Source organism: Clostridium sp. AF50-3 (assembly GCF_003477445.1).
Taxonomy (GTDB): domain Bacteria; phylum Bacillota; class Clostridia; order Lachnospirales; family Lachnospiraceae; genus Otoolea; species Otoolea fessa.
The window spans coordinates 1-10,792 of the sequence record NZ_QUDH01000010.1 but is presented as its reverse complement, the minus strand read 5'-3'; the positions used below and the strand labels follow the sequence as shown (position 1 = coordinate 10,792).

16 protein-coding genes are annotated in these 10,792 nt (G+C 47.0%); all 16 read left to right on the top strand.

The window, feature by feature from the left end; all coding sequences use genetic code 11:
• The first annotated feature begins 3 nt into the window (after nucleotides 1-3).
• Nucleotides 4-711 (top strand): hypothetical protein, encoded by a 708-nt coding sequence (locus tag DW085_RS11690; protein WP_055062298.1) that lies wholly within the window; start codon nucleotides 4-6, stop codon nucleotides 709-711.
• Nucleotides 712-722: 11 nt separating this feature from the next.
• Nucleotides 723-1,733, top strand: coding sequence for a phage tail protein (locus DW085_RS11685; protein ID WP_207724089.1), 1,011 nt, complete (start codon nucleotides 723-725; stop codon nucleotides 1,731-1,733).
• A gap of 13 nt (nucleotides 1,734-1,746) precedes the next feature.
• Nucleotides 1,747-2,589, top strand: a complete 843-nt coding sequence (locus DW085_RS11680) for a hypothetical protein (protein ID WP_347475074.1) — start codon at nucleotides 1,747-1,749, stop codon at nucleotides 2,587-2,589.
• A 17-nt stretch (nucleotides 2,590-2,606) separates the two neighbouring features.
• Nucleotides 2,607-2,993, top strand: a complete 387-nt coding sequence (locus tag DW085_RS11675; RefSeq protein WP_003506196.1) for a hypothetical protein — start codon at nucleotides 2,607-2,609, stop codon at nucleotides 2,991-2,993.
• Complete coding sequence (locus DW085_RS11670) at nucleotides 2,993-4,231, top strand: hypothetical protein (protein WP_118492885.1); 1,239 nt, start codon at nucleotides 2,993-2,995, stop codon at nucleotides 4,229-4,231. The genes DW085_RS11675 and DW085_RS11670 overlap by 1 nt, the downstream gene beginning before the upstream one ends.
• A gap of 457 nt (nucleotides 4,232-4,688) precedes the next feature.
• Nucleotides 4,689-5,987 carry an RNA-directed DNA polymerase gene (locus tag DW085_RS11665; RefSeq protein ID WP_118492883.1) on the top strand — a complete coding sequence of 433 codons (1,299 nt, stop codon included), beginning with the start codon at nucleotides 4,689-4,691 and terminating at the stop codon, nucleotides 5,985-5,987.
• Nucleotide 5,988: 1 nt separating this feature from the next.
• Nucleotides 5,989-6,138 (top strand): hypothetical protein, encoded by a 150-nt coding sequence (locus tag DW085_RS19180; RefSeq protein ID WP_004605279.1) that lies wholly within the window; start codon nucleotides 5,989-5,991, stop codon nucleotides 6,136-6,138.
• Between the two features lies 1 nt (nucleotide 6,139).
• Nucleotides 6,140-6,292, top strand: a complete 153-nt coding sequence (locus DW085_RS11660) for an XkdX family protein (RefSeq protein ID WP_081337312.1) — start codon at nucleotides 6,140-6,142, stop codon at nucleotides 6,290-6,292.
• Nucleotides 6,293-6,348: 56 nt separating this feature from the next.
• On the top strand, nucleotides 6,349-6,528 hold the full coding sequence (locus DW085_RS11655; protein ID WP_227056834.1) for a hypothetical protein: 180 nt from the start codon (nucleotides 6,349-6,351) through the stop codon (nucleotides 6,526-6,528).
• Complete coding sequence (locus DW085_RS11650) at nucleotides 6,518-6,832, top strand: hypothetical protein (RefSeq protein ID WP_004605281.1); 315 nt, start codon at nucleotides 6,518-6,520, stop codon at nucleotides 6,830-6,832. The genes DW085_RS11655 and DW085_RS11650 overlap by 11 nt, the downstream gene beginning before the upstream one ends.
• A gap of 48 nt (nucleotides 6,833-6,880) precedes the next feature.
• Nucleotides 6,881-7,249 carry a hypothetical protein gene (locus DW085_RS11645; RefSeq protein ID WP_003506207.1) on the top strand — a complete coding sequence of 123 codons (369 nt, stop codon included), beginning with the start codon at nucleotides 6,881-6,883 and terminating at the stop codon, nucleotides 7,247-7,249.
• Entirely contained in the window at nucleotides 7,246-7,611 is a 366-nt protein-coding gene (locus tag DW085_RS11640) for a hypothetical protein (RefSeq protein ID WP_004605283.1), read from the top strand. Before DW085_RS11645 ends, DW085_RS11640 begins: the two co-directional genes overlap by 4 nt.
• Nucleotides 7,604-7,939 (top strand): hypothetical protein, encoded by a 336-nt coding sequence (locus tag DW085_RS11635; RefSeq protein WP_118492882.1) that lies wholly within the window; start codon nucleotides 7,604-7,606, stop codon nucleotides 7,937-7,939. The genes DW085_RS11640 and DW085_RS11635 overlap by 8 nt, the downstream gene beginning before the upstream one ends.
• Complete coding sequence (locus DW085_RS11630) at nucleotides 7,936-8,886, top strand: SH3 domain-containing protein (RefSeq protein ID WP_243034014.1); 951 nt, start codon at nucleotides 7,936-7,938, stop codon at nucleotides 8,884-8,886. The genes DW085_RS11635 and DW085_RS11630 overlap by 4 nt, the downstream gene beginning before the upstream one ends.
• On the top strand, nucleotides 8,768-9,493 hold the full coding sequence (locus DW085_RS11625) for a hypothetical protein (protein ID WP_118492880.1): 726 nt from the start codon (nucleotides 8,768-8,770) through the stop codon (nucleotides 9,491-9,493). Before DW085_RS11630 ends, DW085_RS11625 begins: the two co-directional genes overlap by 119 nt.
• Before the next feature lie 560 nt (nucleotides 9,494-10,053).
• Nucleotides 10,054-10,792: phage antirepressor KilAC domain-containing protein (locus tag DW085_RS11620; protein WP_118492878.1), on the top strand; the 739-nt coding region annotated here is incomplete at its 3' end.

The window sequence follows — 10,792 nt, the reverse complement described above, 5'->3', positions numbered from 1 at the left end:
GACATGAAAATTGACAGCATAGACATTCGGTCATTCGATGCAAAGCAGTTGACAGTTGATTTCGAGCCTCCACAGACGGGGGTGACGGTGGAGATGTTCGACGGGGCATTGATACCGTCGGAATCCGAAACATACACACCATTGTCCGGACTGACAGTGACAGTCCTGTTCAGAGGAAAAGACAGAGACGAGGTTCAAAAACATGTCAGTGATTTCAATGCAGAGTTGCAGAAAGGTGTTGTCCTTACACTGGACGGGTACAGTCGCCATTTTAAGGCATATATGACGGGGAACTCGTTGAGCAAGACAATAACGAAAACACGGTACACAGCAGAGTTCAAATTCACGGGGTACTGGTTCAGCGACGAAGTGAGTTTGAACTGGCAGGGAGCGTATGAGGCAATATTTGAGGCACAGGGAAACAGGGCGACACCGTGCAGACTGACAATCACAGCAACGGAGTACATTGAGCAGTTAAGAATCAACGGTCTTTCCTGCGGTGAAATTATTATCGACACGATTCCGAGAGGAGCAACCGTCATCATTGACGGAGAAACAGGATTTGCAACGATGGACGGAGAGAACAAGTTCAAGGATGTGTCATTGATGGAATTTCCGTATCTCACAACAGGGCAGGAAAAGGAACATCATCTCATTTTCTCTGACAATAACGCACTTGTCACATTGCAGTATAAACCTATGTGGTTATAGGAGGCGGTCAGATGGATTTGTACAATGATTCACACGAAAAGGTGTGTATTTTATCCGGAATAAAAGAAACGTGCATCACAAGCACTCTCAAGACCGGAGATAAGGAAATCACATTCGAGTTCCGAAAGACAAACAGGTATGCAGCGGACATCAAAGAGGAGGGATATATCAGAACCGACACGGACGAATTTGTTATCAAGCAGGTCGAGCCGAGCGGGGAATGGTACAAATGCACCGGAACATTGAACGTCGAGGAACTGGAGGGCAAACAATATCCGCAGGGATTTGAGACTGTGGAAAAGACGGTCGATGAATGTCTGACAGAGGCAATCGACGGAACTGGATGGAAAGTCATCCGGTGCGATGTTTCCAAAAAGAGAACAATCCGGATAGAACAGAACTGTTCTGCATGGGATGTCGCTCAACAGGCAATCACAACGTATAGATGCGAGATGGTGTTCGATTCTCTGAACAAGGGAATTTCGGTATATGAGAAATACGGAGAGGACAGAGGAGCATATTTCATTGAACGTCTGAATCTCAAGCGGTTGCAGGTACAGTCAAACTCATACGACTTTGCAACAAGGCTCATTCCGATAGGGAAAGATGGATTGATGCTGAATATCGACGGGAAAAATTATGTTGAGAATCACCAGTATTCAAAGAAAGTGAAAACGATGACGTGGAAAGATGAAAGATACACGGATGCGGAATCACTGAAAGAGGATGCGGAGGCGAAACTGGACGAACTTTCCAAACCATACAGGTCGTACACAGCAGAAATCATCAATCTTGTTGAGGCAGTGCAGGACGAGGAGAAAAAAGAACAGTACAAAGAGGTGTTCAGTATAGCACTGGGAGACACGGTGCTGCTGATCTCCAAGTCAACGGGAATCCGTGAGAGCCACAGGATTGTGAAATTCTATGAATACCCGTTGACGAAAGAAAAGAACAAGGTCGAATTGGCAAACACAAGACTGTCATTCGAGGAGGTTCAGAGAACCGAGCAAGAATTGTCATGAGGAGGTGAGAAAATTGGAAATCATTAGACACATCAAAGTGGATTTGTATGGAGACACACAGCATTTTGCAGTTGCAGCGAAACAGATGGATATGGGAACACGGTACATCGGAGTGACGCTCATGGAGGACGGTGTCGTGTATGAGATACCGGACAATGTGGAGGTCATTATCAACATGACCAAACCGGACAAGACACACGTTCACAACGATGGAGAAAAGTCCGGAAATGAGGCTCTCATTCCTCTCACAAGAGGCATGTTGCAGGTTCACGGAACAGCATTATGTGAGGTGCAGTTGTATCAAAATGGTGCATTGCTGACGAGTGCGACGTTTGAGATGGAGATTTTTCCGTCACAGCGGGATGAATCGGAAATCATTCACTCCGGAGAATATACAAGACTGGAGAACACCATTGCAGCAGCGAGAGAGGCTCTGCAAATCGCACAGGACACACAGAACACCATTGATGCAGCAGAGGCGGTCAGACAGGCACAGGAGCGGTTGAGAGAGGCTGCTGAAAAGGCAAGAGAAATCAAAGAGAGCCGGAGAGAGGATGACACCGCAAAGGCGATTGCAAAATGTGTCGAGGCGATGGAGGCAGCAATCAAGCAGACAAAGAAATGTCTGACAGCGACCGAGGAGGCAAACAAAATCATCATCAGTCAGTCCGGTCTTGATGCGATACTGGCAGCAGTCAAAGACTATTATGAACGCATCAGAGAACTTGAGACGGACATCAACATCAATGTGGATGGAGGAACACCAAAATCAACCGACCTCCTGCTTGTCAAGGGAGGAACACCGTTCACGACCGATTATGACAAGTATATCGCAGGAACGTCACACACAATTTGAGAAAGAGGTGAAAAAGAATGGCAACAGCAACAATCACTCTGAAAAAGGGAACGACCGCAGAGTGGACGGAGAGCAAGAGGGTTCTCGATGATGGAGAACTGGGTCTCGAAACCACGACAAGCGGTCACAGAATCATCCGAATCGGTAACGGTTCGACCGAGTTCATGAGCCTCCCTGTCGCATTTGACATCGAGGAGGTCAGAGAAATCAAGACCGGAATGGACAAAGATGCAAAAACGTACTATGACGACATGGTCAAAAAGGGAACGGAGTTGCTTGCAGAAATGAAAGCACTGGCAACGACTGTCGAACTGGAGGACGATGCGACACAAATCAAGTATCGAATGGGTATCTCAAACGGTACGTTGTATTTTGAGGAAATCACAAAGGAGGCAAGTGAATAATGGCAGCAGGTGACAGAATATTCATGGCGAAAGAATCCACGTCGCAGGAGATTCTTTCCAACACAAAGAAAATTATCGAGGACGCAAAAGCAAAACCGAAAAGATATGGAATGAGAATCAACCTCCTCGACAGCAATCCGGCAACCCGTGTCAAATATCTTTATGATGCGGTTGGAATGACACCCGCAGGAATGAATTTCGCAGGAGGCGGGTTCGATTATGGAGACTGGGGAGATATTTGGTTCGTAAAGAAAAACCGTCCGGTCATGGTAAGAACTGACGGAACGGTTGACTATGAACTGAATCATGAAAACCATGCTCTCAAGCTGAACGGAGGAGCATCGGACATCACAAAAACATCATACGGTGGAAATGCAATGTCCGAGATTCCTCTGATTTGGGTCAAGAGATGGACACAGAACAATTATCATTTTGTTGTGTTCTGTGAGGAGCAGTACGATGACACATACAAAGCATACGCACACACCGACGCAGACGGAAATGTCCTGCCCGTGACATATTTCCCGATGTACGAGGGTTCGGTTGTCAACAGCAGGATGCGTTCGCTCTCCGGTCTCACACCGACAGCGTCCATGACAGACGAGCAGGAGACGACCGCAGCAAAGCAGAACGGTGACAGATGGGATAAACAGTCATTTTCTGAAATCAACCTCATGTATGAAATGTGTACGATGATTACATGCAGCACCAACTCACAGGGCAAGTTTGGAAATGGAAACAGTCAGTCCGACAATTTCTTGCAGACCGGAACACTCAACGGAAAAGGACAGTTTTTCGGTTATACATCGACCACACAGGCAGTCAAAGTATTTTACTGCGAGAATTTCTTTGCGAACTACTGGAAACGTTTGAGAGGTCTGCTGCTTATCAACGGAGTTTATCATGTGAAAGCAGTTCCTCCGTACAACTCAACAGGTGCGGGGTACACAAACACAGGACTGACACCGTCCGGAACATCCGGAGGCTACTGTTCAAGAATGGAAATGGCATCCGACATCGGAAGAATCCCGACCGTTGCATCCGGAAGTGAGACCACATACGAATGTGATGGGTTATGGTTCAACAATACGATCGTTGCAGTTGCCCTGTTCGGTGGCGACCGTGGCAGCGGGTCGAGGTGCGGTTTGTCGTGCTGGTATGTGAGCAACCCTGCGACGAGCGTGAGCACGTCCATCGTGGCGAGCCTTTCTTGTAAACCGCCTGTTGCTGCTGCGTAAGCAGCGAGGGGGAACGGGGGAGATACTCCCCCGCAATAAAAAGGGAGGTTCGGAGGGTTTACCCTCCGAGGTGTCCGGTATGACAAGGATTTTCCACGATGATGGAAACGGGAGGCACATCCGACACAAACAGAAAAAATTGTGATAGAATCTCCGACATGACAAAAAGATGACCTTGACATGACAGGGGAATCGGTGTGCGTCCTTGCCCTGTTCGGTGGCAACCGTGGCAACGGGTCGAAGTGCGGTTTGTCGTACTGGAATGTGAACAACCCTGCGACGAACGTGAACACGAACATCGTGGCGAGCCAATCTTATCAAATTATGGAGCATTTAACCAAAAGCACACCTTTTTCCTACACCGCAGGGTGTTGAAATACACCTAACCAGTGGAAATGATACCGATGCAGGCAGGGTCGAGTAAGAATATCAGAAAGACCTTGAGGTGATAAGAAAGATGGGAAAGAAATCCGTCAATAACCTGTACAAGCCTATGTTAGAACATAGCAATGTTGAGCAAAAATTTCATAAAGCAGCAAAGGGCAAAACAGAACGTCCGGACGTTGCGGTGATATTAGAGCCGACCAACATTCAGAGACATGTCAAGAACGTCGTCGAGCAACTTGAGAACACTGCACCGGAGGGGTACGACGTACCGCATCCGGAAAAGGCATGGAAACCATCAAGACACGGGAAAGTTTGCATCAACGAGGGAACGAGCAGAAAAGTGAGAATGATTGAGAAACCTCGATACAATTATGAGCAGGTGATTCACCACATTGTCGTCTCTGCGTGTTATGACATTTTCATGAAAGGGATGTATGAGTTCTCGTGCGGGAGCGTTCCGAACAGGGGTGCTCATTATGGGAAAAAGTACATCGAGAGGTGGATTCAGCGAGACAAAAAGAACTGCAAATATGTTCTCAAGATGGATATTCGACACTTTTTCGAGAGTGTTGACCATGATGTCTTGAAAGCGTGGCTCAAGAAGAAAATCAGAGACGAGAGAATGTTGTACATCCTCGAACTGATAATTGACGGGAGCGAGGTCGGGTTGCCTTTAGGGTTTTACACATCGCAGTGGTTGTCAAATTTCATGTTGCAGCCTCTCGACCATTTCATCAAAGAACAGTTGAAAGCGGTGCATTATATCCGGTATATGGATGATATGGTGGTGTTCGGAAAGAACAAAAAGGAACTCCACAGGATGCAGCAGGAGATTGAGAGATTCTTGAGAGAAAAGTTCAACTTGCAGATGAAAGGAAACTGGCAGGTGTTCCGGTTCGATTACACAGAGAAAAAGACCGGAAAGAGAAAAGGGAGACCACTCGATTTCATGGGATTCCAGTTCTATCACGACAAGACGATTCTGCGGGAAAGCATCATGTTGAGTTGCACACGGAAAGTCAACCGTGTAGCAAAGAAAGAGAAAATCACATGGTACGATGCGACCGCAATTCTGTCATACATGGGTTACTTGAGCAATACAGACACATACGACATGTACCTGCAAAGGGTCAAGCCTTATGTGAATGTTAAGAAATTAAAGAAAATAGTTAGCAAACATTCAAAGAGAAAGGAGCGAGAAAAACATGAAAGAATGGAGAGAAGTGTTCGGAACGGAGGCAGAACAGCCGGAGGAGTTCGACACAACAGCATCACCGACAACGGTATATCAGAGACGCAATATCAAGAAAGCAACGAAAGAGGATGCAGACGGAAAGAAAATCACCGGATGGCAGCGAGAGGAGCGTGAGATGTCACGGGAGGAATATGACAGATTGACGCTCATGCAGGAGGTTGTTGCATCCAACACAACAGGAATCGTTGAATCCGTGACACAGTTTCAGAAAGATGCAGTCATCGACGAATACACACAACAGTTGATTGAGGAGGGGTTGATTTAATATGAAAATACTTGTCGAAAGTCTGAAAAGAATGTACAAGAAAGGCACTCTCACCAAGGAACAGATCGCAGAGCGTGTCACAAAAGGAAGTATTTCAGCGGAGGAATATGAATACATCACGGGAGAAAAATATTCCGGTGGTGAAGTAAAATGACACCGCTTGAAATAATATCACGGTTGTGCGAGATAACGGAGGAGTTGTCCGGAATCGTGAAAAAGCAGCAAGAAATGATTGAACGCTCAAAAGTGGAGGAGGGGGTCAAAGAGGAACTCCGGAACATGGTCAATGAGGCAGACGGGAAACTGGATGTCCTTGAGTACCACATGAGACGATACTGCGACACCGACGACGTGGGAGCGTTCGGAAAGGAGCAGCCGAGTGACGATTGAACTCTCATTGTTGTTGAGCGGGATTTCCGTCGCATTTGCAATCTTTTTCGGGATTTCCAATAAAAAGCGGAATGACAAAAAGGATGCAGAGCAGGAGACGGAGGAACGTGCGACAGCGAACACACTCATGATGACAAAACTGGAGAACATTGCCGACGATGTCAAAGACATCAAACGTGACTACAAAGAGACACGGGCAGAGGTGCAGGATTTACACGACAGGGTTCTCATAGTTGAGCAGTCATTGAAATCGTATCACAAGAGACTGGACGGGATGAATTTGAACATTAAGACCGACCAATAACAGGAGGGCGGGAACAGGCAAGAATCAACCACATAAAGGAGGCAACAAGTGAACAAAAGCAGGATGACGAACGCAGAGCGTCGCATGTATTTCCGGCATAAAAGAAAATTGTACCGGATAGAACAGCGGGCAGCAAAGCGGAAAAACAAAGTCTCCGGTCAGTTCATGAATCGTGTTGTTATCTGTATGATTCTTGCAGCATTTATCTACACAGTTGTGGCGATTATAGTGTTTGTGAGAGTGGGTGCTGAACCATCAACATTGACAGAGAATGTATTTCGATTCCTGTCAGTGGAGGGCGGTGCGATGGCACTCATTAAGTCAGTAAAGACGGTTACAAAGAAAGATACAGGAAAACAGCACGAGAACGAACCGGATGACATCAATGCAGACAATAATGAGGAGGTGCAGGGATGAAATTCATCGTTGAAAATTGGTTTGTTATCGTGGCAATAGCAGCAGTGGGAGGCTCTATCGGGTACGCAATTTATTCTTTTGTGAAAATGCCATCTGATAAGCAGTTGAACAAGGTCAGAGAGTGGCTCTTGTATGCGGTGACAAAAGCAGAAAAGGAACTGGGAGCAGGAACAGGAAAACTCAAACTCCGGTATGTGTACGACATGTTTGTGGCAAGGTTTGAGTGGCTTGCAAAGGTCATCACATTCGACATGTTCAGCATGATGGTGGACGAGGCTCTTGAGCAAATGAGAACGATGCTTGACAGCAATGAGGCGGTGCAGAAACTCATTGCGAACGAGGCAGGTGAGGGCAGTGAGTGAAATTGAGATTTTCATGTCACAGCACTGGAGCACGATGGTGACGGTGTACATCATCGGGGCAGCAGTTACATTCGTTTTGACGTTTGTTATTTTTTGGATGCTTGAAAGGCAGTCCGAAAAAGAGGAGCGGGAAAAAGAGTTGTTTCCGGAATACTACGAGGAACAGGAAACGGAACAGGACAGAATCATGGTCAAACTGACATTTTTCATTTTGTCGGTATTGGTGGCGGTGATATGGATAGGAGTTCCGTTCATACTGGCTTTTATATTCATTATGTCAGTGATAGATGATTCCGGAGATAAGAAACAAAAGGAGGAAAAGAAATGATTTCAAATTGCGGACACGACGAGAGAGGAAAATATTCCGGAGGAAAAGCCGGAGATCAGACGGGAACAGAGTGGCAGGTTATAAACTGGTATAACAGACCGTGGAAATGCGTTCTCCGTCATCCGGATGCAGCAACGAGAAAACTCATTGCACAGATGGCAAAGGCAGCAGCAGTCAACAATATGGTCGGATATTGTCAGTCGCACAGGGGAACATTTTGGACGAACCTTGCGGATTCAAATTTCGACCCTGCTCAAATCACAGTTCCGTGCGAGGCTGACTGTTCGTCCGGTGTTGCTGCAATCGTAAAAGGTGCAGGATATAGACTGAAAAATGAGAAACTGAAAAATGTGAGCACTGCATGTTATACCGGAAACCTGCGGGCAGCACTCAAGGCAGCAGGATTCGAGGTGCTGACAGATAAAAAATATCTGACATCAGATGCGTATTTGCTTGAGGGCGACATTCTGTTGAACGATGGTGCTCATGTGGCGACGAACCTCACCAATGGAGCAAAGACATCTGGAGGAGGTGCATCGCAGACAGTTCCAATCAATAGCAACGTGAAACTGGAGACCGCAAAAGGGTTCAACAAGAGCCTTGCAGGAACGTACAAGGTAACGGGAGCAGGAGCGTTGAATCTACGGTCGGGAGCAGGAACAGGAAAAGACAAGAAAGTCTTGACGACAATGCAGAGCGGAGAGACGTGTCAGTGTTATGGATATTACACGGATGTGTCCGGAGTGAAGTGGTTGTATGTAGCATATAAAAACGTGGTGGGATTTGCGTCGAGCAATATCTCAAAAAGTAGCAGAGGAGGGCGAAAACATGTTATACTATTTAGGCAAAGGAACGGAGTTCAAAAAAGAGGACTGCAAGGAATACAAGACAATCGAGGGAGCGTTGAAAGCAGCAGCAAAAAACGAGGAACTGGTTGTGTGGGATGAAAACGGAAACGTCATCGGCTCACTCACGGACAATGTTCCGGAGGGAGCACTGGAGACAAATCCCGACGGTAGCGTGAACACCTACAATGCAGACGGGAACAAGGTCGGCACGATGACCGCAGAGGAACTCAAAGCAGCAACAACCCTCACCGATGAAAAGGATGCAGAGAGACAGCAGGGCAACGCAGGAGCGTCCACAGACGACGAAAACGGAGGCACTGGAGGAAATACACCAGTAGAACCGGAAAACGGGCAGAATGGGGCAAATAGCGAGCAGGAGAACGGACAGCAGACCTCCGGTGATGGAGACGATGCAGCAGGGCAGGAGACATCCGGAGACGATGAAAGAAAAACAGAGGAACAGGTGTCCGATTCTGACACAATCTATCCGGAAAAGACCACAAGAGCGATCGTTGATTGTGATGGTGCTCTGAATCTCCGTCGTTCTGCATCATGGGGCAATGAAAGCATCTGCGGACGTGCAGTGAGAGGACAGTCGTATTATATCAAGGCAATTCACACAGTAGAGGGAAAGAAAATGCTTGAGACTATCGACGGAATTTTCCTGTCCGGTCAGCAGGAGCATGTTCGCATCATTGAGGTGTAAGTTCCGGACGGGTGTGTTATAATAAAACAACGGGAGAACTCTCCGAGGAGTTTGAGTAACACACGGGTAACTGACAAAATCCTTGAAAAGCCTTATTTTTCAAGGGTCGGAATTATCAAAGAGATAATCTACAGCTTAATAATGCTAAAAAAGCCCGGAAATACGCCATTTTCCGGGCTTTTTCTATGCCTGAAATCGCCTGATTCCGATGGTGAAATTTGAGGAAATTTGACTTCAAATTAACCCATTTTGATGGGTTTACCATGGGTTTACGGCCTATTTTTGAGCCTAATGGGTGGGAAAATGGGTTTACAGAAGGCCATTTTGGAGGGGAAATTAGCCCCATATCCTTGACAGATTTTCGGCAAAAATCCGGCTGAAACGGAATGAAAAACAGTGTCAGGTTCGTTTGGCGAGTTCTGACAAATTCTGCAAAAATTTAATATCAGGTATCCTGTTACATAGAGCCTTGGCTCATTCTTTGAAAACGAGAATGGGTCGAGGCTCTATTTTTTTCGCCCGAAATCCGGCGAGACAAATTTGAGCAGGAGGTAACAGGTATGACGGATTTCAATCAGAAGACCCATGACACCGATGTGGGCAGTCATGGCGGACAGTCAAGGCAGATGATGGAGGTGTTTGAGAACCAGGAGTTTGGTTCGATCCGCGTGTTGCAAGAGGCGGGCAAGACCTTCTTCTGTGCAAGCGATGTGGCGAAAGCGTTGGGGTATGTGAATCCCTACGCCGCAGTGAAACGCCATTGCAGAGGCCCCCTAACGAAACGCGAGGGGGTCGTTCAGAAGGTGAATCAGTATGGAGATGCTGGAGAGCAGGTCGTTGAAATCTCCTTTATCACAGAAGGCGATGTTTACCGGCTGATCGTTCACAGCAAGCTGCCATCGGCAGAACGATTTGAACACTGGGTGTTTGATGAAGTTCTCCCGTCCATTCGCAAGCATGGTGTGTATATGAGCGATTCCATTTTGGATCAGGTGATTCAGCATCCGGAGGTCATCTACACACTGGCACAGGAGCTTGTAGCCGAGAGAGAGCAGCTTGAGGGTATCCGCAAACAGCTGGATGCGGCACAGCCCAAGGCAGACTACTTCGACACCTTTGTAAATTCGGAAGATTGCACCTGCATCCGGAATTTCTGTAAGGAAATCGGAATCCCAGAGAAGACGGCAGTAGCTCTCTTACTGGATCACCGCTATCTGTACCGCAGTCCAAGCGGCTGGCTGATGCCTTTTGCAGACAAATCTGCAAGGGGCTATTTTATTGTCCGGGATTGCTACGGCA